Origin of the sequence: Christensenella massiliensis, from assembly GCF_040409835.1 — a bacterium.
Lineage (GTDB): Bacteria > Bacillota > Clostridia > Christensenellales > Christensenellaceae > Christensenella > Christensenella massiliensis.
Genome location: NZ_CP117826.1, coordinates 370,889 through 394,482, shown reverse-complemented (window position 1 = coordinate 394,482; position 23,594 = coordinate 370,889). Strand labels below are relative to the sequence as shown.

Genomic DNA, 23,594 nt, shown 5'->3' with positions numbered 1-23,594 from the left:
TTTGCGGATATGGCGGAATTGGCAGACGCGCACGGTTCAGGTCCGTGTGAAGGCAACTTCATGGAGGTTCAAGTCCTCTTATCCGCACCATGTCGTGGTGGATTCCGCGATCAAGAACCCGTTCGGCAATCCGAGCGGGTTTTAAATTTTGTCTTAGGTATGACAGCAGTAGCAGTATTTGTCAGAATCAGTATTTTTAATTCCGTCACTGCATTCAGGTACTATTCAAATTATTAAATTTATGTTACAATTATCTCAATATCTGGAAGGAGAATTGCGGTATGCGAAGAAAATTTATCAAGGTAAGACGACATACCTATTATCCTTTTTCATTACGTGTCAGAAGATTTTTCCTGAATTTCAAGGATAAAATGACCCGGATGCCTAAAACAAAGCGTTTGACGATGACAGGCTCTGTATGCGGTGCTGTCGTTGTGGTCGTCCTCCTATTTTCGTTTGGAGTGTTCGGGAATATGCCCGCCTTTAACTCTAATACTAATGCGGCGAATGCAGATGATACGCTCTTGGCAAATGATGCCTCCGCCATGGCAGAGGCTGCTCCCACCCCGGCTCCAACACCGGAACCTACTCCTGAGCCGACCCCGGATCCCACTTTGAAAGAGGGAATGGAGGGCCCGGAGATACAGACGCTGCAGCAGCGGCTAATGGATCTTGGATATCTTGATATTGATGAAACAACGCAATATTATGGCCCTGCAACAGCAGGAGCTATCGCTTTTTTTCAAAGACAGCATGGTATTGAGCAGGATGGTGTATGCGGTCCTAAAACACTTGCGATCATCTATACGGATGATGCTAAGCCCTATACTCTTCTGGAAGGCACAGAGGGGGACGACGTAACAGTACTTCAGGAGCGGCTTCAAGAGCTTGGCTATATTTCATCGGTGACGGGTTATTACGGAACAGAGACGATCGATGCCGTTAAACGGTTCCAGGAGAGAAACGGACTTGGTGTGGACGGAAAAACGGGAGAAATGACTCTCGGGCTCATCTATTCCGCAGATGCAAAGCCAACGGCCGAAATGGCGGCGGCGATCCAGCGCAAGGGTAATATCGACAAATTCATTTCCGTTGCAGAAGAGCAACTGGGCGAGCCATATATATGGGGCGCTTCCGGCCCCGATTCTTTTGACTGTTCCGGCCTCGTGACCTATTGCCTGCGGCAGGCTGGTTCTTCGACCGGACGTTTGAATGCGGCAGGCTTTTCGCAAAATTCTTCTTGGGAAAAAATATCCTTTGACGATCTTCAGCGTGGGGATTTGATTTTTTATTCCAACAATGCGGGAACACGGGTAGGACATGTCGGGATCGTTGTCGGCGATGGGATGATGATAGACGCTTCTTCCTCTAACGGAAAAGTTGTCCATCGCAGTTATGACACCTCCTATTGGAGAAATCATTTTGTTTGCGGGCGAAGGCCTTGGTAACAATAAAGAGCTGCTCGTGTGTTTCACCGGGCAGTTTTTTTATTTCATTGAAATAGGCAAGGTGGATTTTATCACGTTTTTGCATTATAATATGAACTATGAATAATATGAATCATTTGAAAAGAGAAATCAAGGAAAAATCCTTAAAATATCATATCATTACCTATGGCTGCCAAATGAACTCACATGAGTCTGAAAAAATAGCCGGGCTTTTGGAGGAAATGGGATACGGACCGGCGGATTCGAAAGAGGACGCTGATTTTATTTTGTTTAATACTTGCTGCGTACGGGAAAATGCCGAGCAAAAAACCTTTGGCAATGTAGGCCGAATCAAAAAACTAAAGCTTAAGAACAAAGACCTTCTGGTTGCTGTCTGCGGCTGTATGATGCAGCAAAAGCAAGCAGCCCAAAAATTGTTGGATACGTTTCCATTTGTGGATATCGTTTTCGGAACCCATAATATTCATGAGCTTCCGAACATGATTCTTGCTGTAAAAGAAAAACATGAGAGGGTTTATCAGGCTCCGGAGCTTACAGAATTGCATGACGATGTTCCGCAGAAGCGGGCTGCCGGCCCGCTTGCATCGGTCAATATCATGTATGGATGTAATAACTTCTGTTCTTACTGTATTGTTCCGTATGTTCGGGGCAGAGAGCGTTCCCGGAATGCGGAGGAGATCATCCGCGAAATCGCAGAGCTTTCCCCACATGGTTACCGCGAGGTCATGCTGCTCGGTCAGAATGTTAATTCCTACGACGGCGGTATCGGTTTTCCACAACTGTTAACCCGTATCTGTGAGGAAACAGATATTCCCCGTATTCGTTTTATGACTTCTCATCCGAAAGACCTTTCTGATGAATTGATTTCTGTGATTGGACGGTATCCGCAGATTTGCCGTCATATTCACCTTCCGGTTCAATCGGGAAGCTCGCGCATCCTAAGAGAGATGAATCGCAATTATACGCGGGAGGCCTATATTGGATTAGTCGAAAAAATTCGTAAAAATATTCCGGGAATCGCCATTACGACCGATATCATCGTCGGATTTCCGGGAGAGACGGAAGCAGACTTTGCAGACACGCTTTCGCTTGTGCGTGAGATTCGTTTCGATTCCGCTTTTACGTTTGTTTATTCGCCGCGGTCCGGAACGCGGGCTGCAGAAATGCCCGATCAGATTGGTGAAGAAATACAATCAAAACGAATCATAGAATTAGTTGCTTTGCAAAATGAAATCACAGAGCAGCGTAACCGCGAATATGTCGGGAAAACGTTAGAGGTGCTCGTCGAAGGGATCAGTACGCGTGATCCGGGGCATATGTGCGGACGGACAAGCACCTCAAAAATGGTAAACTTTCCGGGTCCGCCATCTTTGACTGGAGAATTTGCCGATATCAAAATTACGCAGGGCAAAAAGACGACATTATTTGGAGAAATGATCAAAGAGGAACCATAATGGCAGAACTGACACCTATGATGAAGCAATATCTCGACCTAAAGCAAGAATATCCGGACTGTATCCTGATGTTTCGGTTAGGCGACTTTTATGAAATGTTCTTTGAGGACGCAGAAACGGCCGCGCGGGTTCTTGAAATTGCGCTTACCGGTCGGAATTGCGGTCTTAAAGAACGCGCCCCCATGTGTGGCGTGCCTTATCATGCTGTTGACAGTTATATCAGCAAGTTGATTGCAAATGGCTATAAAGTGGCTATCTGCGATCAGTTAGAGGACCCGCGGGCTGCTCAGGGAATCGTAAAGCGCGGAGTCACGCGGGTCGTGACCCCCGGAACGGTTGTTGAAAACTCGATTTTGAATGAATCGGAAAACAATTACATTCTGTGCGTCCATTACGGAGAACAAGGGAGATACGGTATCTCCTACTGTGATGTTTCTACCGGCGAATTTGTTCTTGAGGAGCTCGAAGACGATACAGCTCTTTTTAACGAAATGACTCGTCTTAATCCTCAGGAGCTCCTTATCGCCGACTCCCATGCCAAAGAATTTTTGATCATGACGGGGAAAACACGTTTTAAAAATACGTTTGTCAATCCATATTTTGATTGGGCTTTTGAAGCTAAAGCTGCGGAAAAAGCGCTGCGCGGACATTTTAAGGTTTCTTCCCTAAAGGGCTTTGGCTGCGCCGAAATGGTGCTTGGTGTTTGTGCGGCCGGAGCGTTGATGCAATATCTGATCGATACACAAAAGAACGCATTGCTCCACATCACTACGCTCCGCACGTTAAATGAACGCGCCTATATGATACTCGACCCTAATACGCGCCGGAATCTTGAGTTGACTCAGACTCTTATGGAAAATAGTAAACGCGGTTCTCTTTTGTGGCTACTCGATAAAACGCAGACTGCAATGGGCGCCCGTTTGCTGAAAAAAATCGTTCTTCAGCCGCTGAAGCATCTCGATGCGATAAACGAACGGCTCGATGCAGTAGGAGAGATCCGTGAAAGTATCTATCTTAGGGAATCTCTTGCGGATTCTCTAAAGCATGTTTATGATCTTGAACGTATCATTTCACGTATTTCATACGGATCGATCGATGCGAAAGACTGTCTTTCTCTAAAGCGTTCGATCGGCATACTGCCAGAATTGCATAAGCTTCTGGGGGAAACAAAAAGCGTGCTTCTTTCCCGTCTTTATAGCGGCTTAGATTCCCTGCAGGATATCTATGAGCTGCTTGACAGTTCTATCAGCGAAGATGCGCCGGCAGGCATCATGGACGGCAATATCATAAAGCCCGGCTACGACAAAGAGATAGACCGCTTGATCTCCGCCTCCAAAAACGGAAAAGCATGGCTGGCCGAGCTTGAAGCGCGGGAAAAGGAAGAGACTGGGATAAAAAATCTCAAAATCGGATATAATAAGGTTTTCGGTTACTATATCGAGGTGACCAAATCTAATCTTTCTCAGGTTCCTTACCGCTATTTGCGCAAACAGACGCTTGTGAATTGCGAACGTTATATTACGGAAGAATTAAAAGAAATGGAGGATACCATTCTTGGAGCGGAGGAGAGGCGTAAGGCGATTGAATATGAAGCTTTTCTAAAAATAAGAGACATGCTCGGGGAAAACGTTGGGCGTATTCAGTCCTGTGCTGCCCGTGTAGCCTTTTTGGATGTTCTGCAGTCATTCGCTTGTGTCGCCTATGAAAATGCGTACGTGCGGCCGGAAATGGCCGATGACGGGCTCCTTGATATCAGGAATGGCAGACATCCCGTAGTAGAGAGTATACGCCGTCAGGAATTCGTTCCTAACGACGCACTTCTTAATGATGATACGCAGAATATGCTTTTGATCACCGGACCTAACATGGCGGGTAAAAGCACTTATATGCGGCAGGTCGGTCTGATCGTCTTAATGGCGCATATCGGCTGCTTCGTTCCGGCTTCATCCGCGCATATCTGCCTCGTTGACCGAATTTTCACCCGTGTAGGCGCTTCCGACGACCTTGCTTCCGGTCAAAGTACCTTTATGGTGGAAATGAATGAACTAGCCAATATTCTAAACAATGCAACGCCGAAGAGTCTTTTGATTTTAGATGAAATAGGACGTGGAACCAGTACGACAGACGGTCTTTCTATCGCATGGGCAAGCGTAGAGTATATTATCAATAATATCCGCGCAAAAACTTTATTTGCGACTCACTATCACGAGCTTGTGGAGCTTGAGAACATGTTTGACGGTATCTGCAACTATTCGGTAGCTGTAAAGGAAGTGGGGCATGACATCATTTTTCTTCATAAGATCGTAAAAGGCGGTACCGACCGCAGTTTTGGCATCGACGTTGCCAAACTCGCAGGGCTTCCGGAAGAGGTCATCTCGCAGGCGCGTATATTCTTGGACCGTCTTCAGGAATATGAGATCTCACTCAATGGGTTGCCCCGTGAACGAAAGGAAGAGAAGCCTGAAAATCCTTCTACTTCTGCGCTTCCTGCTTATATTGCGGAGCTTAAAAATGTAAATATCGATACACTCACGCCTATTGAAGCTCTGAACCTCGTCTATTCGCTTAAAAAGGAGCTGAACCATGAAGCATAGGATCAATGTTTTGGATGAAGCGATTTATAAGCGGATCGCAGCTGGGGAAGTCGTGGTGAATCCTGCTTCTGTTGTTAAGGAATTGGTGGAGAATTCTATGGATGCAGAAGCTACTGCAATTACGATCGAAATCGCCCAAGGCGGAAAAGAGCTGATACGCGTCACCGATAATGGAGTTGGTATCATTGCTGAAGATGTACCGCTTGCCGTTCAAAAGCATGCAACGAGTAAAATTCGTTCACTCAGTGATCTGGAGCAAATAGAGACGCTCGGGTTTCGAGGTGAAGCCCTTTCCAGCATGGCGGCGGTGTCCCGTCTTACGATCAAGACCCGCCCGCATGATAGTGTAGAGGGTACTATACTTTCGGTCAGCGGTGAGCACCGTCCTGAAGTTTCTTCTGCCGGGCTTGCTGAGGGTACGACTGTCCGGGTAGAGAATTTATTCTATAATATTCCTGCGCGAATGAAGTTCTTGAAAAATACGGCACGGGAGACGGTGAACGTGACTTCTGTTGTCTCCAGATTGATTTTCGCTAATCCTCATATTGCCATCAAATATATCAATAATGGAAAGGTGATATATCACAGCCCCGGGAACGGAAGCCTGAAGGATGCTGTTATCGCCGTATATGGTAAAGATATCTCCCATAGACTGATCGATCTGGAATATCCGGGAGAAATTGCCATACACGGTTTGATTTCCCGCCCGGATTTTTTATATAAAGGTACAAATCATATCTGCTTTTTCCTGAATAGCCGATATATCCAGTCTAGAAATCTCCAAGCCGCAGTTCTCCGCGGATATGGTGAGCGTTTGCTTCGCGGACATTTTCCATTTTCTGTCCTGCATGTCACGCTCCCGCCGGACCGTGCAGATGTAAACGTACATCCCGGCAAGCTGCAGGTGATGCTTTACGACGAAGCAGATGTATTGTCTGCGGCCGAACATGCAGTCCGTGCAGCATTAGAGGAGGACAGCAAGCCACCCGTGCTTTCTCTTCAGGATATTCCGCCTGCTTCTTCAGGAAGTCCGTCCGCGCCGTCAGTCAGCAAGGACAGCAAAGATCCTTCTTTTCATCATTATCCGCAGCTTCGGAGCGCAGAGAAGCTTTATCGAAACGATTGGAAGACTGCGGCACAGGAAAGTGGATATATAAGAACAGAGACATCTTCAGCGTATGGAGGAACATTCACGCCGAATCAGGATTTTAAAGAGATGATTCATTCTGTTGCCGAATATCATGCCCCTGTTTCAGAGCAGGAAATGATCGAGGACGTACGCCGCTTGCTCGATTACCGAATCATCGGGCAGATATGGAATACCTATATCATCATCGAGTGTGCTGATCTACTTTATTTGATAGACCAGCATGCAGCGCATGAGCGTATCAATTTCGAGCGTATGAAAAAAGCTGCCGCCGGAGGTACAGTTGCTGCCCAGGGGCTTTTGGTCCCTTATATCACAACTTTAACGGCTGAAGAGTTTTCCCTCCTTATGAAAAACAAAGATCTATTGAGTTCTCTTGGATTTGAATTGGAGGAGTTCGGTCCGCTTACTTTAAAATTCAGTTCGTTCCCGGCACAAATAGAGAAAAGCAGCGCTGAACAGCTGATCGAAGAAATACTATTCGAATTGAAAAACACCCGCGGCGATATCCTGCTGCAGCGCGAAGCCGTTATCCGTGCTTCCTGCCGTTACAGTATCAAGGCGGGCTATGAACTATCTGACGAGCAAATCGAAGAGCTCATGAAAGAAATTACGGAGCTTGATGCGATCCCCAACTGTCCTCATGGGCGTCCGATCGCTATAGTACTCCAAAAAAGTGATTTGCAAAAAGGATTTAAACGGACCGTATGAAAGAAAGAGTATATGTAATCGTTGGTCCTACCGCTTCCGGAAAAACGGCAGCGGCCGTAAAGCTGGCAAAACGGATGGACGGGGAAGTAGTTTCCGCAGATTCCATGCAGATCTACTGCGATATGAATATCGGAACAGCTAAGCCGGATCAGAAAGAAATGCAGGGTGTCGTTCATCACATGATAGATATCGTTTCACCGGATGCCGCTTATTCCGTTGCAATGTTCCAGCGCGGCGCATTCGGATGGATACGTGATATTGTGAAACGCGGCAAAACTCCCATAGTAGTAGGGGGAACAGGACTTTATATCAATTCTCTCACTTACCGGCTCGACTTTACAGAGACCGCTCATGATCCTGAATTTCGTGCTTTATTGGAAAAAAGGGAGCCTGCAAGCCTGCATAGGGAACTTGCGCAGGCAGACTCCGAAGCCGCCTTGCGTATCCATCCTCACGACAAAAAGCGTATCATTCGCCGATTGGAGATCCTTCGTCATCAAAAAGAGCGGGGAAGTTATTCTTTCGGCGTTCTGAATGACGACTATGATTTTATCATGTCAGGACTCACAATGGAGCGCGCTCTCCTATATGACCGTATCGAACGGCGTGTAGATCAAATGATGGAACGCGGACTTCTGGAGGAAGCGAGGAGCCTGTTCCAAAAATACGGCGATGCTCCGGCCTCTATGCAGGCAATCGGGTACAAAGAGTTCATTCCTTATTTCATGGGCTCTATCTCATTGGAAGAGGCAGTCGGTTTGCTCAAGAGAAATACCCGTCGCTATGCAAAGCGGCAGCTTACATGGTTCCGGCGCGATCAGAGGATCCGCTGGTATGATGTACAGGAAAACGGCATAACAGCAACTGAGCTTGCAAAGCAACTAAGTGAACAGGGGAGAGATAAAAAATAATGGATATCCTTTCATATATCAGTGATCAGTTTCATATCAGGCGCGAATTGGTACAGTTTGTTTTTGAATGTGAAGAAGATGTAAAACCAGTATTTCGAACACTTCAGGAAACCGCCCAGCTCGGACAGTTCCGCGTTATCGATGCATTTCAGAAAAATTGTGTTTCTGCACGGCATTTTTATGCGTCTACAGGCTATGGCTATGGAGATGAAGGACGGGAAAAACTCTGCCGTATATTTGCCGATACTTTCGGTGCAGAGGACGCCATTGTTTCTCCAATGCTGATGAGCGGCACACATGCGATCTCTACGGCGTTATTTGGATTGCTGCGGCCGGGCGATACCTTATATTCCCTGACAGGAAAGCCATATGATACTTTACGCTCTACTTTATACGGGGCGAACGGGTCGTTGGAAGAATATAATATCCGCTTTGCCTGTACTCCCTTGAAGGAGGATGGCAGTATCGATCTCGCCGCTGCTCTTTCCGCAATAAAAAAGGAACCGTCTGTTACGGTCATTTACTTGCAGCGCTCCACCGGCTATGAAATTAGACCTGCTTTCACAACAGAGGCCATCGGCCATGTAATTTCTGTGATTCATAGGGAATTTCCCGACAAGATCATTATGGTCGATAATTGCTATGGGGAATTCGTCTGTACAAAAGAACCAACAGCAGTTGGCGCCGACGTGATCGCCGGCTCATTGATCAAAAATCCGGGCGGCGGTCTTGCTCCAACCGGAGGTTATATCGCCGGCCGAAAACCACTGATCGAAAAAATAGCCGGGAGCTTTTCTGCTCCGGGGATCGGAACCGAAATCGGCTCTTATGCTTTCGGCTATCAGCAATATTTTCAGGGATTTTTCATGGCTCCACACACGGTTTGCCAGGCTTTGCAGGGTGTTGTGCTTGCAGCCCGTGTATTCGAGCGGCTCGGATATCGTTCTCAGCCTGCCTATAATGCTGTACGCGGCGATATCACGCAGTCTATTATATTTGACAGCGAAGAACCTATGACTGGTTTTGTACGCGGTATACAGCGGGCCTCCGCAATTGACGGACATGTGGTTCCATACGCATGGGATATGCCCGGTTATGACGATAAAGTAATTATGGCGGCCGGAACCTTTGTGCAGGGCGCTTCTGTTGAGTTGACTGCCGACGGCCCCATGCGCCCGCCGTATGCAGCCTATCTACAGGGAGCGCTTACCTATGAGCACGCAAAGCTTGGAATATTGTATGCCCTCGATTCAATGGGAATAGCGCTGTAAGCTCTTTTCCCATTATTTACTTGCGCAATTTCACTGCTTTCGAGGCGCGTTTGCGGTTATCTTCCGACATGGCGGCATAATGCTTTCGCGTCGTATTAACATCCTTATGCCCGAGCACGTCTGCAACAAGATAAATGTCTCCCGTCTCATCATAAAGCATCGTGCCGTATGTACTGCGCAGCTTATGCGGAGAAATCTTTTTCAGCGGGCTAGCGATGCGCGCATATTTTTTCACCATCAGTTCTACGCTGCGAACGGATATTCTCCTGTCCTGCATAGAAAGAAACAGGGGAGCGTCAAGCGCATAATTTCCCCGCTCCTTACGTTCGGAAAGATAGGCCTCAAGCGCTTCAGCTGCTTCATCGTCGAAATAAAGCATAACTTGGTTACCGCCTTTTCGCGTGACCTTAAAACAGCCGTTTTTAAAATCAATATCATTGATATTGAGAGAGACCAGTTCCGATACCCGTATCCCCGTGGTCAGAAATAGAGTCAAAATGGCAACATCGCGTTTCACATTTTTTTTGTGATATTGTCTTTGCTTTTTAGTAAGCTGTTCACCGTTTTCCGCTATATCAAGCAAATTTGCCGCCTCATCGGGTTCTAAGCGTATAATCGCCTTTTCATGGATCTTTGGAGTATCCAGTAAATCACATACGTTGCTTTCCAATATCCCTTTTCTATAATAATGCTTAAAAAAAGACCTTAGACATGCTACTTTCCGCGCTTTTCCGCGTTCATGATTTTCAATAAATTTTTCGTCATTATCAGCCGCAGTATATAAATTCAAATAATCAAGAAAAAGATAGAGGTCATCGACCGTGACGGCTTTAAGGTCTTCTTTCGTAATAGATGAGATGCTTTTTTCAGCAAAATAGGGAACTTCACGTATTAAAAATTGAAAAAAAATGCGAAGATCAGCCGCATAGTTAACGCGCGTTAAAATCGTTGAAGTATTTTCAACAGCAATAAAAAAGCTTGCTGTAAAGGAAGGAAGCTCTTTCATAATTTCCCGCAGCTTAAGGGTCATCTTTTGATTAAAATCCTGATGATAATTGTTAGAATCCATATTAAGAAGAAAGCTCCTTTTAAATTAAAGCTTATAAAAAGCAAAAGAGAGAACTAAATTTTACTCCTTAGAAAGGTATTATACCATAGAGAACAATTAAAATGCAAACAACTATTCGCAAAACTTGTGTTTTGCGAATAGTTATCTCTCTCCCATTTTTGCTTCTTTCAGTTATTTTTCAAGTGTTCTTTTTGATTTGCTCCCGCGCAAGCTTATCGCAGCGGTTATTCATTTCATCGTCCGCATGTCCTTTGACCTTAAACCATTTTACTACATGGTTTTTCGATGCATTTACAAGCTGTTTCCACAATTCCTGATTTTCCACCGGCTTTTTTGCCGCTGTTTTCCATCCATTTTTCTGCCACGCAATGATCCAGCCTTTATCAAAAGCGTTGTGAATATAGGCGCTGTCTGTATATACTTTGACACTGCACCGTTCTTTTAAAGCCAAAAGTCCCTGCAGGGCTGCCATAAGTTCCATGCGGTTATTGGTCGTATCTGCCACAAACCCCGATAATTCCTTTTTGTTTCCTCTATAGTCGAGCACACAGGCCCACCCGCCGGGGCCCGGATTGCCGGAACACGCTCCGTCGCAATATAAAATTACTTCCTTTAGCATAAATTAGAATATCCTTTTTTAATTAATTGTGGCTCTTCTATTTAGAAAGCTCTCTTGATTTCGCTACGCATGCGTCGACAGCCCACTCAACGACTCCGCGTGTTTCATTCATATCAAATATTTTCATTGCTTCTATGGTTGTGCCGCCCGGCGAGCAGACATTATGGATCAGCTGTGACGGAGTATCTCCCGTTTGCTTCAGCATTTCGCAGGCTCCCTCAAATGTCTGTACCGCAAGACGCAGAGATACATCTTCCGGCAAGCCATGTTTGGCGCCTGCTTTCGCCAATGCATCGATGAACATATAAACGTATGCGGGTCCGCTGCCCGAAACTCCTGTAACGCTATCCATCAAATCTCCGCTTACATACTCTATGATACCGAGTGGCTGAAATATGTGTTCAATAAAATTCTGCTCCTGTTCCGTAAAATCAGTCGGTATCTGAATACAAATAGCGCCTTTCCCTACCAGAAGCGGTGTATTGGGCATGATGCGCATAATACGTCCAGCAGGTTTCAATAAATCTCTTATCTTTTCCGTTCTAACTCCAGCAGCAATGGAAACAAATGCTTTTCCTTCTGCTTTGATTTCCTGCAAAACATCCGGTAAAACATTCGGCTTTACACATAAAAAGATAATATCTGCCTTTTCGGCAACCTCATTGACATTTTGGCATAAAGAAGCGCCCTCAAATTTTTTACATTTCGCTTGATCCTTATCATAGATGAAAAGGTCAGTGAATCCCGCTTTTTCCATACCGCCTATGATAGCGGAAGCCATGTTGCCACAGCCTATAAATCCTGTTTTAAAACTTTCCATCGAGTCCTCCAAAGATGAATCCGCCTGATTCAATTATATTTTATTCTGTACTTTTACATTATACCATAATAAACTGAAATAGAAAGCCGTCTGCGCTGTGCGGGACGCAGACGGCTCTTGCTATCAAATAGATGTAGTTTCTTTCTAAAAGAAACTACATCTATTTGATCGTCGTTATTATAGTTACATCCGGATGCAAACGCAGAAAAGATACCGGAAAATCTGTCCGCAGGCTCGTATCCTCCCAAAGCCGATGGATCGCTTCCTCCTTATCGTCCCCGTCTGCCACCAATATAATTTTTTTTGCTTTCAGGATCGTTCCCATTCCAATCGTAAGTGCCTGCTTTGGTACCTCTCCTTCATTCCTGAAAAAGCGTGCGTTTGCTTCTATCGTACTTTGAGTCAGCGTCACACAATAGGTCGCGTAATGGAGACTGTCGGCTGGTTCATTAAATCCGATATGTCCGTTTCTTCCTATGCCCAGAAACGCTGCGTCAAGACCGCCCAAGCCGTCTATCATCTGTTCATACTGCTCTGCCGCCTGTTCCGGGTTTTCCGCCATTCCATCCGGAACGTGCGTTTTTTCGAGATCCACATTCACATGGCGGTAAAGATTCTCATACAGGAAATGATAATATCCCTGCTCGCTTTCCCGGGAAAGTCCGACATATTCGTCCACATTGAAAAAATTCCCTTGGGAAAAATCCACTTTCCCCTCCTTGTTGAGTCTTGCTAAGGCCCGGTAGGTCCCTATCGGTGTTGAACCGGTAGGCAACGCAAATACCGCCGACGGTTTTCTATTCAGTTCTTCTGTCAAAAATTCAGCGGCTGTTTCGCTCATCTGGTCGTAGCTGTCTGTTAGGATAAAATTCAACTCCCGCCCTCCTTTTTCCACTCATAAAATATGGTAAGGCGCCGAATCACAAGTATCGGCGCCTTGTCTTTTGCCAGCAAGTCCTTTACGGCAGCAAACGCTTTGTACTGAACCGCGGCCAACCGGCGTATTGCCGAAATCCCTCGGCGTATGGAACGCCGCACTGCAATCCCCGGTATTTTGAACAGGTACGTACAAAATCTATGAAATCTATTTTGTCATGCTCCAGCATCCATTTGATCTGACTCTCGTGGCATGCGAGCATTTTCAGTTTCGTTTCGATCGTCTCTGTTACGTCAACATATTCCGTTGGCACGAAATTGATCCCCGCGAGCGTATCCATATAAAAAATCGGAACGATTTCACCATATGCCTCGGTTGCAGTTTGAATATGAGGAATGGACGAACCGAAGCTTGCATGAAAAGCCAATTGGCTCGTCTGCTGATGATCGCGCATGTAATCGTCCGGATTATGCGTAATGATCAGATCCGGCTTGGCATAACGCACCACCTCAATGAGCCTGTTGATCGTCTCCCGTTCCGACGCCTCTACATGCATATCTCCTACGTCTATGTTGATCGATTCCGCTCCAATCAGCGCCGCAGCATCCTCCGCTTCCTTGGTGCGCATTTTACGCAGCTCGTCCGGCATGATCACTACATGCCCCAGATTTCCGTTCGCCACATGGCACATGATCACTCTATCGCCGCGTTCCGCATATTTTGCAAGCGTTCCTGCACAGCCGATCTCAAGGTCGTCCGGATGACAACCGATCGCTAATATATTCATAATAAGGACTCTCCCCTTTCCATGTTCAGATCTCAGACAATTCAAGTGTTACCGTATAGCTTTCACTGGTATGCGGCGCTACCCACTTCACATATCTTCCCTCATTGATCGCATTGGGCGTTCCCAGCCACGGCTCTGCCGTTACGAGCCCATCGAATAAGGTGCATACCACCAATGCTTCAAATGCATCGTCCGTTTGTATCGACACTTGATATCCGTCCGCCTGATTTATGATCTTTGTTTCGTTTGAATGCTTTTTACTGAATACATAATCTCCGGGCTTTGTGAAATCTATCTCACTGTCATAACGCCGCTTTGTTCCATCCAGATAATTCACATATTCTTCCATATCGATCTTATATCTTAATCTGCTTTTGTCTGAGACCTTAAAATAGTGGTGCCAGCCAAAATAGTGCGGCATGGGCCTATCGGAACGGTTGCGGACCACAGCGTTGAATACCACGTGACCGTTTTCCATACGATAGGTGACCTCCAGACGAAAATCAAAGGGAAAATGCTCCTGCATGGATGTTTCGTTATTCGTGATATACAGCGTTACGCTGTTTTCTGTTGCTTCCTGTATCCCGAACGCCGCATTTTTGACGAGTCCGTGAAACGGCATCGCATATTCTTTCCCATCTATCGTGTACCGGTCGTCGGCTGTCCGGCTTGGAAATGGGAACAGCACCGGGCAGCCGCCTGCAATCACGTTCGTTGTATAAAGCTTACTTTCATCTATTGTTATAATTTCTCTGCCCCGATAAAGCAGTTTCGTAAGCATTCCGCCATAATCCGGAACAATCTCTCCGATAAGATTATTTTCTTTATTTTGTATAATTAATTTTCTCATATTTGTTCCTATCCTACAATCTTATGTCAAAATAGAATTATGATGATAAATTGTCAGGGGATTGCATTTTGAATGATCCATCAACCCCCTGACAACACTTGTTTATATACGGCATTATCTATTATGCAACGGTGATGCCGCCATCTGCGACGAGGATCGCGCCGTTCATATAGCTTCCTTCATCGCCTGCCAAAAACAACGCGATGTTCGCAATATCTTCCGCCGTTCCCCATCTTCTCAGCGGTGTGCCCTGCGTCAGAAATTTCTGTTCGTCAAACGTAGGCTTGTTGAGGTCGCTCTCATAGATCATCGGCGTATGGATCGCTGCCGGCGCAATACAGTTCGTCCGAATCTTTTCCGGTCCGAATTCCACTGCCATCGCACGCGTGAGCGATATCGTCGCTCCCTTTGACGCGCTGTAAGCGTCGCAGTTTGGAATACCGATCACTCCGCAGCTCGATGATGTGTTGATGATGCTTCCTCCTCCACGCTTCTTGAGCAGCGGAATCGCCGCTTTCGAGCAATACATCATTCCAAACAGATTGATCCGGATGATCTGCTCGAATATATCCACATCTATCACGTCGAGCGCTGCGTCCTTCGTTCCCCAGAACACCGATGCATTGTTATACAACACATCGATCCCTCCGTACTTTTTCCCGATCTCCCCGAATACCGCCTGTACCTGCTCCCAGTCTGCGATATCCAGTTCGAAAAATTCAGCCTTTCCTCCGGCAGCGCAAATCTCTTCTTCCGCCTTTTTGCCGCTCTCTTTGTCCCGTTCTAGAATCAGTACGGTCGCGCCTTCCTTCGCAAACAGCTCAGCCGCCGCTCTTCCGATCCCGCTTCCTCCGCCTGTGATGGCCGTTACCTTTCCAGATAGTCTCATATCCCTGTTCTCCTTACCATATCGTATAGCCGCCGTCAGATACTACGTTGGCTCCCGTCATATAATCTGACGCTCCAGACGCCAGAAACACCGCTATATCCCCAATATCCTCCGGTTCTCCCCACTTTTTCAGCGGGATCTGCCGCAGGGAATCCTCATAGAATTCCGGGTGCTCTGCTACATACGCCTTATTGATATCTGTCATATAATATCCCGGACAGATGGCGTTTACCGTAACGCCGTATTCCGACCATGCTCCCGCCATCAGCCTCGTTAGGCATTCGATCCCTGCCTTTGATACGTCATAAGCGCCTACTGTTGGATTGCGCATGGCAGCTAAACTTGTCATTGAAGTAAGATTAATTACTTTTCCATCTCTCTGTTCGATCATGATCCTTCCAACATGCTTCATCATGAGGAATGTACCCGTCAGATTCGTTTCCAGAATACTGTTCCATTCCTCAAGCGGTTCATCAATGAGACGGACATCACTGCGGCCAACTGCCGCATTATTCACGAGAATATCTATTTTCCCTGTAATTTCTAATACTTCAGCGCAGGCATTTATGATACTTTGCTCGTTCGTAATATCCAGCTGGATGGCATGTGTTGCCGTTCCCATCTCGTCTGCGATCTCCTCCGCCGTACGTGTAAGGCGTTCCAAATTCCGCGCCATCAGGAATACCTCCGCTCCCGCTCCTGATAATGCTCTCGCAAACGATCTCCCAAGGCCCTGCCCCGCTCCTGTCACTACCGCTGTTTTCCCGCTCAGGTCAAATTTGTTTTTCATGGCACCTGCCTCCTTGTTCCGCTTTCCATGCCTGCTCAATTACATTCTGCTTCGAGCGGGCCTGCCAGCTCCTTGATGAAGAACAGCTTACCCGGAAGCGTCGGCATGAAGCTCGCCGGCACCCACATATCCGGTCCGTACCGCAGCGCCACCCACAGTGACATCCCCTGCCACATCATCCCGCGCTCGTAACAGCCGTCGCACCCTCCTATGATCCGGTCTGACTGCAGGAACAAACCCGGCCCGATCGTATTCGCAAACGCCGGCACCTGCGTCGTCCTGCTTTTGAAGCTGTGCAGCGCATTCTGCTCGATCGTCAATGGGTTCAGATGCGCTCCCAGCCTGTGCGTTGCGCTTTTCCACTCCTCCAAAGAGCTGTATTCTCCTGCAAACTGGGGCTCCCAGAATGCAATATGGAACACACGCCCGATCCCGAATACGGTGACCAGCTCCGCGCCCTCCGCCTTCAGTGCCGCGATCTTTTCCGCATACGCCGGCAGATTCTCACGCGTTGCAAAATTGCGCTGCTCCTCCGGTATCGTCAGCTCTCCGAGCGGCCCATAAAAGTTTTGTTCCATTGCATACTGGAACGAGCCATGATTGTTCTTCTCCAGCGTATTGCCTTCCTCGTCGCTCCACTCGTCCATATTGAACCCATAGACATGGCCGCAGTCTATTCCCCACTCCTTCAGAAAATATACCGCCCATTGATACATCCCCATCGGCCCTACCGGGAAGATCATCGCCAGCTTCCTGCCTGCCTCCTTCGCCCGCCTGATCTCAAGGGCGATCTCATGCCCCATCATCATTCCGAAGACCGTATTGTCTTCACATTCCACCGGCCTGAAGTCCCTGTGCCAAAATTCCTGTCTCTCAAAAATCTCTGCCGGCGCGTGCCCGCAGCATTCATCTATTTTCGCTAAATCCCATCCTTTTGGGAAAAAGTTTTCCATGTTTGAATTCTTTATTGTTGTCAGTAGATTCATGTTATTCCTGCTCCTAATTTTATGATATTTTATAGCCTTGGGTTTCCTTTTTCTGCGGATAGGAGATTGACACTTCTATCCGCAGAAAGGAAAATCTTTTTAATACTGTACCGTGATCGGTTCCCTCTTGGCAGCAGATTCCAGCACGGCCAGAAGCGCCAGCGATGTGTTCGCAGCATCCTCCGTGCTCACAAGGAACGGCTTCCCGTCTATCAGCCTGTCTACAAACGACCGGATGCTCTCGTATGCGAAGCCCTTTACCTTTCCGTCCACGCGGTCTCTTACGATCACGTCCGGCGTCGTCACCTTTTTGTCCGTTACTTCTTGGATCATCGTATGGCTCGAGCAATCGATATTGATCATCCCATCCGTTCCCAGCACCGTGAATTTGATATCATTGATGCATGTGTTCGCATTCGGGGTGATCCAGCCGTTTTCCATCTGGGCGATGCCTCCGTTCCTGAACTCGAGCGTTGTCAGATACATATCCGGTACATCTACTCCCAGCTTTTTCAGCACGCCTTCCCGCGACACTGCATACACCCGTTCTACCTCGCTTCCCATCAGCCATCTCAGCGTATCCAGGCAATGGCTCCCGAGAAACCACAGGATAGACGACTGTGCCGCCCACGACAGCATGTCTGTCGCTACCCATTTGATATCGTTCAGACGTCCGTATGCGCTGTAGGGCGTACCCAGATTCCCGGCGTCGATCGATTGCTTCGCGACATTGACCGCCGGGTTCCAGCGGTTGTGCAGGTCTACCATGGCTCGGACATTGTTCTTCCCGAACGCATCCATCATTCTGTGCACATCGTCGCGTGTGGTTGCCAGCGGCTTTTCGATCAGCAGATCCTTCTTTGCGTTGGCACATGCCACAGCGATATCTGCATGCAGGAAGTCCGGCGTTACGATCGCGATCGCATCGCAGCTCGATTTTTCCGCCATTTCGCGGTAATCTGTATACACCTCTTCCACGCCGAATTTTGCTGCCAGTGCCTCTGCTCTTCCTTTATCTTTATCGCAGATTGCTACCGTCTGGGCAAACGGATGCTCGTTGTAAATGCTTGCATGCGTTTCTCCCCAGATCCCTGCTCCTACGATTCCCATCCTCAATTTTTCCATTGCTTTATACCTCTGCCATTTATTAATATCTTTCGTCATAATATTCCTGCGCATTTTCCGTCGTTACTTTAATAACCGGGAAATGATCATATTTTTCTACTGTACCTCCGTTTAACAGAGTCTGCATGTTTTCAAGCAGGATCTTGGACTGAGCTCTTCCGGAATCAGGACTGATAGAACCTTTCTGCGGATCTCCATTAATGATATTCAGTACTTCCTGTTCCGTTGCATCAATAGAAAACAGTGCATATTCTCCATATTGAGAGGGATCTACAGAAGCTTTGATTGCTTCATTACCACCAACGCCACCGCCCGCGCCAAGACTTAGAATTACGCGGCAATCCGGATTTGCTTGTAGTATTGTTTCCGTATTTTTCATTCCCTCATCTACGGTAAGTGTCGCGCCATGACCAACCTCTACAGAATTGGGAACGAGTTCCGGCATTTTCTCACGTACAGTTTCGCCTTCACGTACGCCGATTTCTACGGTGGGGATATCAAGGAAACCCCATTCCACTGTCTCGTCTTCTGAATAATGTTCATTGATCCAATCTGCTGCAATCTCAACAAGTGCCGTTGCAGTCGAAACCGGGTCCATTGATAGAGAATAGTCGACATTTTCCATCCCTCTTGCATAGTCTACAACTATGATTCCCTCATCCATAGCTTTTTTTGCAATAGGCTCAACGGCCTCAACATCAATAGCAAGGATACAAATCGCGTCCATGCCGCTCTGGATAAAATTCTCAATTTGAGAAATCTGCGTTGAAGAATCTTCTCCAGCGTCTACATAGGTTACATCCATACCATATTCTGGTCCTAATTCTACAGCCGACTCAACAACTTCTGCCCAAATTGGATTTGAAAGATTGTAGAAAGCAAATCCGACCTTAAAATTTTCGCCCGTGGAGTTTGTTTCCTCTGCATTTGTATCAGCTGATTCAACAGATTCCGACGTTTCTGTAGAAGCAGATGCAGAAGGTGCGGTTTCCGCTGTACAAGCCGCGAACGTAAACAACATAGCTACACAAATTACAATTGCAATTACCTTTTTCATTTTTTCCTCCATTTTTCGTTTATCCATTTTTTGAATTAAAGACTTCCGAACTTAAAACGTATCTTTTATTTTCCTCCTTTCTTCCCGCCTTTCGGCACGATTTATTTCAGACTTGGTTGTTAACATTAATTGCTTTGATTTTCTTAATACGTTCGTTCTTTTCGCGGGACAGAGTGTCATAGACAACTGCCGCAAGCATCATGATTCCCTGAATCACCAGTTGCGTGTATTCATTGACGTTCATGAGAAGCAGACCATTTTCCAAAAATCCAACGATCAATACACCAACCAATGCTCCGAAAATCGTTCCTTTACCGCCTGACGCGCTTACTCCGCCTAATACGCAGGCTGTGATAACATTAAATTCAAAACCATCGCCATTTGAAGATAATCCCGAATTTGTACGCGACAGCATCAGCAGAGCACCAATAGAAGTGAGAAATGCGCATAATCCATATGCAAAGATTTTTAATTTTCCCGTATTGATTCCCGAAAGCTTAGCTGCCTCTTCGTTACTGCCAATCGCATAGAAATATCTGCCGAAATATGTTTTTTTCAGAATAATTGCCCCAACGATGAAAATTGCAATCATGATAAGGAGTGATATCGGTATTCCTGCAATGCTTCCCTGTCCGGGAACAGAAAAACTTTTATCGAACCCAAAAATTGGCAGGCCTTTTGAAACCATAAAGCTTAATCCATTCAGAATATTCAGCATAGCAAGCGTAACGATCAAAGGTGCAACATGAGATTTTACGATTATAATACCGTTTAAAATACCGATTCCGGTCGTCATCAAAATAGTTATGACAACTGCTAATATCGGATTTAAACCTCCATTTACCATGAGCCACGCACATACAACGTTCGCTAATGATATTTGGAATCCAAGAGATAGGTCTATTCCTCCGGTTATCAACACGATCGTCATCCCTACAGCACAAATCCCAAGCGTACAAACCTGTCTTGCAACATTAAAAATATTGTTGATATCAAAGAAATTCGGTGCAATAAAACTAAATAGTATGAACATCGCTATAAGCACCAGAAATATTCCGTATTCACCAAGTTTTTTCCCTGTTTTTTTAGCTTTCAATTGTTCCATCATCTTTTCCCTCCGCAGCGTATTTCAATACTTTTTCTTGTGTACATTCTTCTTTTTCAAGAATACCGGATAGTCTGCCTTTGCTTAAAATCACCATTCGGTCAGACATTCCAAGGAGTTCCTCCATGTCCGATGAGATCATAATGATTGATTTCCCGCTTTTGGTAATGTCGACCATCAGCTTGTATATTTCCTGCTTAGCCCCTACATCTATTCCTCGTGTCGGTTCATCAAAAATCATAACGTCGGGATCCGTTCCCATCCATTTTCCCAGAACAACTTTCTGCTGATTGCCCCCAGATAAATTCTTTACTTTTTGGTCAATAGATGGCGTTTTAATATTGAGGCTGCTTACATATTGGTTGGTAAATTCTTTCTCTGCCTTTGCATTAACGAATCCCTTATTGGAGAGTCTTTTCATAGATGCCGCTGTCAGATTTTCTTTTACTGTCATATCTAGAATCAGTCCTTGATTTTTACGGTCCTCCGGTACTAAAGAAATCCCAGAAGCAATCGCTTCTTCCGGTAACCGCGGATCAACCTTTTTGCCTTTTAATATGATCTCTCCACCAGTGATTCTGGCATTTCCAAATAGTAAGGCCGCAAGCTCTGTACGTCCGGCACCCACAAGACCTCCAAAGCCGAGTATTTCTCCCTTTTTCAAATCAAATGAAATATTTTCTACCCCGTTGCCCGATAAATTTTTCACTTCAAGAATCACTTCATCTGTAGAGTTGTTCCGCTCAGGATAGGTCTCTTTTAGAGTCCGTCCTACCATATAGCTGATTAATTCATCTTTCGTGGTATCTTCGATATTTTTTGTCGTAATATATGTACCATCGCGCAACACCGAGACTCTGTCTGCTAAGCGAAAAATCTCTTCTAACCGATGAGATATATAAATAACAGTAACTCCACGTTCCTTTAATGTGTCTACAATATTAAACATTGCCTCGACTTCATTTGTCGTAAGAGGCGCAGACGGTTCGTCCATAATTAATATTTTTGCATCTTTGGCGACCGCTTTTGCTATCTCAACTATCTGTTGATAGCCAGTTGTTAGGTCTTCTACTTTTACATTAGGATCCAACTCGATTTTCAGCATTTTAAAAAGCTGAGCGGCTCTTGCGTTCATGGCTTTTCTATCGCATATCAAACCTTTACGGATAAATTCTCCTAAAAAAATATTTTCGGCGGCAGAAAGAACCGGAACCAGCGTAAATTCCTGATATACGACTGCAATACCATTTTCACGCGAAAGCGTAGGAGTAAGGCTTTCAAAATGTTTTCCTTCCACCGCTATCGTTCCTGCCGTCGGCTCGATTGCTCCTGAAATCGTTTTGATCAATGTAGATTTCCCGGCTCCGTTTTCTCCGACTAAAGCATGCACCTCTCCTCTACGAAAAGAAAGGGTCACATTGTCAAGCGCCTTCACTCCCGGATATAGCTTTGTTATCTTTTCTAATTCCAAAATATTTTTATTCACCATTGCCATATTATCCTTCCAACATTTTTTATTTCAGACTCTCACGCTCCGGAGTTATTCTAAAAAAATCAACATGAAATAAACCTCCTATCATAGAATTATGTGTGAGTAAAAATCTACCTATTTGCTGAAAATTTCCAAAGTGAAAACTGTTGGGACTATTCTGATATCATTACTTTCAAAATGGATTATATTTTTGAGTAAAACACATTTTTATAACAGATGGTTTAAAATTCTTTTCCTCCTCAGTTAATTACTTTCTGCAGAATAATATTATTAAATACATATTCTTTTAATTCTTGTATGCCGCCATATAACTGGGCATCTTCACCAAGCGTGCTAACTCTGATTTCCGGTTTAAACATACCGAGATCCGCAAACATTTCTCTCAGAGTATTCAATATATAATGATTTTTTTCAGATATTTTACCTCCAAGTATGATCATTTCAGGATTCAGTATCAAATCTATATTAATTAAAATAATCGCCCAAGCTTTCAGCATTCTATCAAAAATATCTTTTACATCTAAGTCGCCTTCTTCTGCAGCTTTCTCCAATAATTCTAAAGATATCTCGCACTCCTGTTCTTCCATGAGCAAACGAAGGACTTTACAGCCACCATTGTTCAATTTTTGCATAACACGACCATACAACGTCTGAAGACTGGCTTCATGTTCAAATTGACCACTGCCATCTCGATATTCCTGAAAAGAATAGCCGCTGTCAAAACATGTCTGTCCAATCTCGCCGGCATAATTTCTCCCGCCTTTTACTAATTTATTTCCGATGATGATCCCCATACCTATTCCAATAAATTCTGTAATATTGATATAAGCCATATCTTCGATAAAAGGGTAACTACAGGTTTTTTCCCCTACCGCTGCCAACCATGCAACATTATTGATAATAACAGGTACACCTAAAATCCGTTCGGCATAATCAAAAAATTTTGTGTCACTCAAAAAATAAATGTCCGGAATTTTATGAATCATTCTTAGTTTTTGGTTTATAACTCCGGGGATTGAGAATCCTGCGGCTAAAAGCCTCCGATTTCTTTGCCCATTTGCTGTCATAAGCCGATCCTTGATTTTCTCAATCACTCCTAATAATTCTTCGAGTGTTCCCTGAGAACGATATTTGACACCATATTGTTCCTCCAAATGTCCTGTTATATCCAATAAATATCCATGAATTTCGGCCGCGGTCATATAATAGTGAAGCATATATCCATAGCCTCTATTAATACTAAATAATTCAGGACTACGTCCTTTTTCTGTTTTTTCTTTACCAAGATATTGAATAAGCTCCTTTTCTTTTAAGTTGCGAAATACTCTACTTATCGTCGCTGCACTAATTCCAATCTTAGAAACTATATCAGAGGCTGAAACTTTATCATGAGAAATCAATTCTTCTAATACTTGTAACTGATTCCGATCTTTTTCTGATAGCTCTACTCTGTTTATATCTATCATCATCCGCTTTTCCCGTCCTGCCTGTCGACAAATTCTCGAAGTATTTATATTTAGTTGTGCTAAATCTGATATTAGTAAAATAAATGATAAATTTTCTATAGAAATTTAACCACAAAAAAACACGCC

20 protein-coding genes and 1 tRNA gene are annotated in these 23,594 nt (G+C 45.3%); 7 read left to right on the top strand and 14 right to left on the bottom strand.

The window, feature by feature from the left end; all coding sequences use genetic code 11:
* The first annotated feature begins 3 nt into the window (after window positions 1–3).
* From PUP29_RS01915 to PUP29_RS01885, 7 genes are all read left to right on the top strand, one after another.
* Window positions 4–90, top strand: a tRNA-Leu gene (locus PUP29_RS01915).
* Between the two features lie 191 nt (window positions 91–281).
* Window positions 282–1,448, top strand: a complete 1,167-nt coding sequence (locus PUP29_RS01910; RefSeq protein ID WP_353423721.1) for a peptidoglycan-binding protein — start codon at window positions 282–284, stop codon at window positions 1,446–1,448.
* A gap of 107 nt (window positions 1,449–1,555) precedes the next feature.
* Entirely contained in the window at window positions 1,556–2,902 is a 1,347-nt protein-coding gene (miaB, locus tag PUP29_RS01905) for a tRNA (N6-isopentenyl adenosine(37)-C2)-methylthiotransferase MiaB (protein ID WP_353423720.1), read from the top strand.
* Window positions 2,902–5,496 (top strand): DNA mismatch repair protein MutS, encoded by a 2,595-nt coding sequence (mutS, locus tag PUP29_RS01900; RefSeq protein WP_353423719.1) that lies wholly within the window; start codon window positions 2,902–2,904, stop codon window positions 5,494–5,496. The genes miaB and mutS overlap by 1 nt, the downstream gene beginning before the upstream one ends.
* The gene (gene mutL / locus PUP29_RS01895) at window positions 5,486–7,354 is read left to right on the top strand and encodes a DNA mismatch repair endonuclease MutL (RefSeq protein ID WP_353423717.1); all 1,869 of its coding nucleotides are present in this window, start codon (window positions 5,486–5,488) and stop codon (window positions 7,352–7,354) included. The genes mutS and mutL overlap by 11 nt, the downstream gene beginning before the upstream one ends.
* Window positions 7,351–8,265 (top strand): tRNA (adenosine(37)-N6)-dimethylallyltransferase MiaA, encoded by a 915-nt coding sequence (gene miaA / locus PUP29_RS01890; protein ID WP_353423716.1) that lies wholly within the window; start codon window positions 7,351–7,353, stop codon window positions 8,263–8,265. Before mutL ends, miaA begins: the two co-directional genes overlap by 4 nt.
* A complete protein-coding gene (locus PUP29_RS01885) occupies window positions 8,265–9,536 on the top strand; it encodes an aminotransferase class I/II-fold pyridoxal phosphate-dependent enzyme (protein WP_353423715.1) in 1,272 nt (423 codons plus the stop codon). The genes miaA and PUP29_RS01885 overlap by 1 nt, the downstream gene beginning before the upstream one ends.
* 16 nt (window positions 9,537–9,552) lie before the next feature.
* Here PUP29_RS01885 and PUP29_RS01880 read toward each other — a convergent pair whose 3' ends face one another.
* From PUP29_RS01880 to PUP29_RS01815, 14 genes are all read right to left on the bottom strand, one after another.
* Window positions 9,553–10,605, bottom strand: coding sequence for a tyrosine-type recombinase/integrase (locus PUP29_RS01880; protein WP_079547519.1), 1,053 nt, complete (start codon window positions 10,603–10,605; stop codon window positions 9,553–9,555).
* 178 nt (window positions 10,606–10,783) lie between these two features.
* Window positions 10,784–11,224, bottom strand: a complete 441-nt coding sequence (rnhA, locus tag PUP29_RS01875) for a ribonuclease HI (RefSeq protein ID WP_353423713.1) — start codon at window positions 11,222–11,224, stop codon at window positions 10,784–10,786.
* Window positions 11,225–11,261: 37 nt separating this feature from the next.
* Window positions 11,262–12,044, bottom strand: coding sequence for a pyrroline-5-carboxylate reductase (proC, locus tag PUP29_RS01870; protein ID WP_353423712.1), 783 nt, complete (start codon window positions 12,042–12,044; stop codon window positions 11,262–11,264).
* A gap of 160 nt (window positions 12,045–12,204) precedes the next feature.
* A complete protein-coding gene (nagB, locus tag PUP29_RS01865; protein WP_353423711.1) occupies window positions 12,205–12,918 on the bottom strand; it encodes a glucosamine-6-phosphate deaminase in 714 nt (237 codons plus the stop codon).
* 85 nt (window positions 12,919–13,003) lie between these two features.
* Window positions 13,004–13,708: a PIG-L deacetylase family protein gene (locus tag PUP29_RS01860; RefSeq protein WP_079547522.1), complete on the bottom strand. Its 705-nt coding sequence runs from the start codon at window positions 13,706–13,708 to the stop codon at window positions 13,004–13,006.
* Window positions 13,709–13,733: 25 nt separating this feature from the next.
* A complete protein-coding gene (locus tag PUP29_RS01855; protein WP_353423707.1) occupies window positions 13,734–14,558 on the bottom strand; it encodes a hypothetical protein in 825 nt (274 codons plus the stop codon).
* Between the two features lie 121 nt (window positions 14,559–14,679).
* On the bottom strand, window positions 14,680–15,447 hold the full coding sequence (locus tag PUP29_RS01850) for an SDR family NAD(P)-dependent oxidoreductase (RefSeq protein WP_079547524.1): 768 nt from the start codon (window positions 15,445–15,447) through the stop codon (window positions 14,680–14,682).
* A gap of 13 nt (window positions 15,448–15,460) precedes the next feature.
* Window positions 15,461–16,237 carry an SDR family NAD(P)-dependent oxidoreductase gene (locus PUP29_RS01845; RefSeq protein WP_079547525.1) on the bottom strand — a complete coding sequence of 259 codons (777 nt, stop codon included), beginning with the start codon at window positions 16,235–16,237 and terminating at the stop codon, window positions 15,461–15,463.
* Window positions 16,238–16,272: 35 nt separating this feature from the next.
* Window positions 16,273–17,223: a glucosamine-6-phosphate isomerase gene (locus PUP29_RS01840; RefSeq protein WP_079547533.1), complete on the bottom strand. Its 951-nt coding sequence runs from the start codon at window positions 17,221–17,223 to the stop codon at window positions 16,273–16,275.
* Between the two features lie 99 nt (window positions 17,224–17,322).
* A complete protein-coding gene (locus PUP29_RS01835; RefSeq protein WP_079547883.1) occupies window positions 17,323–18,348 on the bottom strand; it encodes a Gfo/Idh/MocA family protein in 1,026 nt (341 codons plus the stop codon).
* Between the two features lie 22 nt (window positions 18,349–18,370).
* Window positions 18,371–19,405: a sugar ABC transporter substrate-binding protein gene (locus tag PUP29_RS01830; protein ID WP_353423710.1), complete on the bottom strand. Its 1,035-nt coding sequence runs from the start codon at window positions 19,403–19,405 to the stop codon at window positions 18,371–18,373.
* Window positions 19,406–19,511: 106 nt separating this feature from the next.
* A complete protein-coding gene (locus PUP29_RS01825; protein ID WP_353423709.1) occupies window positions 19,512–20,513 on the bottom strand; it encodes an ABC transporter permease in 1,002 nt (333 codons plus the stop codon).
* A complete protein-coding gene (locus tag PUP29_RS01820; RefSeq protein WP_353423708.1) occupies window positions 20,491–22,005 on the bottom strand; it encodes a sugar ABC transporter ATP-binding protein in 1,515 nt (504 codons plus the stop codon). The genes PUP29_RS01825 and PUP29_RS01820 overlap by 23 nt, the downstream gene beginning before the upstream one ends.
* A gap of 236 nt (window positions 22,006–22,241) precedes the next feature.
* Window positions 22,242–23,471, bottom strand: coding sequence for an ROK family transcriptional regulator (locus PUP29_RS01815; protein ID WP_079547528.1), 1,230 nt, complete (start codon window positions 23,469–23,471; stop codon window positions 22,242–22,244).
* Window positions 23,472–23,594: the final 123 nt, after the last annotated feature.

Coding starts and splice junctions, on each gene's coding strand:
- PUP29_RS01880 (WP_079547519.1), bottom strand. CDS start 10,605: ATGGATTCTAACAATTATCATCAGGATTTTAATCAAAAGATGACCCTT.
- miaB (WP_353423720.1), top strand. CDS start 1,556: ATGAATCATTTGAAAAGAGAAATCAAGGAAAAATCCTTAAAATATCAT.
- mutL (WP_353423717.1), top strand. CDS start 5,486: ATGAAGCATAGGATCAATGTTTTGGATGAAGCGATTTATAAGCGGATC.
- PUP29_RS01815 (WP_079547528.1), bottom strand. CDS start 23,471: ATGATGATAGATATAAACAGAGTAGAGCTATCAGAAAAAGATCGGAAT.
- rnhA (WP_353423713.1), bottom strand. CDS start 11,224: ATGCTAAAGGAAGTAATTTTATATTGCGACGGAGCGTGTTCCGGCAAT.
- PUP29_RS01910 (WP_353423721.1), top strand. CDS start 282: ATGCGAAGAAAATTTATCAAGGTAAGACGACATACCTATTATCCTTTT.
- PUP29_RS01835 (WP_079547883.1), bottom strand. CDS start 18,348: ATGGAAAAATTGAGGATGGGAATCGTAGGAGCAGGGATCTGGGGAGAA.
- PUP29_RS01830 (WP_353423710.1), bottom strand. CDS start 19,405: ATGAAAAAGGTAATTGCAATTGTAATTTGTGTAGCTATGTTGTTTACG.
- PUP29_RS01885 (WP_353423715.1), top strand. CDS start 8,265: ATGGATATCCTTTCATATATCAGTGATCAGTTTCATATCAGGCGCGAA.
- miaA (WP_353423716.1), top strand. CDS start 7,351: ATGAAAGAAAGAGTATATGTAATCGTTGGTCCTACCGCTTCCGGAAAA.
- PUP29_RS01845 (WP_079547525.1), bottom strand. CDS start 16,237: ATGAAAAACAAATTTGACCTGAGCGGGAAAACAGCGGTAGTGACAGGA.
- PUP29_RS01820 (WP_353423708.1), bottom strand. CDS start 22,005: ATGGCAATGGTGAATAAAAATATTTTGGAATTAGAAAAGATAACAAAG.
- proC (WP_353423712.1), bottom strand. CDS start 12,044: ATGGAAAGTTTTAAAACAGGATTTATAGGCTGTGGCAACATGGCTTCC.
- PUP29_RS01850 (WP_079547524.1), bottom strand. CDS start 15,447: ATGAGACTATCTGGAAAGGTAACGGCCATCACAGGCGGAGGAAGCGGG.
- PUP29_RS01855 (WP_353423707.1), bottom strand. CDS start 14,558: ATGAGAAAATTAATTATACAAAATAAAGAAAATAATCTTATCGGAGAG.
- mutS (WP_353423719.1), top strand. CDS start 2,902: ATGGCAGAACTGACACCTATGATGAAGCAATATCTCGACCTAAAGCAA.
- PUP29_RS01860 (WP_079547522.1), bottom strand. CDS start 13,708: ATGAATATATTAGCGATCGGTTGTCATCCGGACGACCTTGAGATCGGC.
- PUP29_RS01825 (WP_353423709.1), bottom strand. CDS start 20,513: ATGATGGAACAATTGAAAGCTAAAAAAACAGGGAAAAAACTTGGTGAA.
- PUP29_RS01840 (WP_079547533.1), bottom strand. CDS start 17,223: ATGAATCTACTGACAACAATAAAGAATTCAAACATGGAAAACTTTTTC.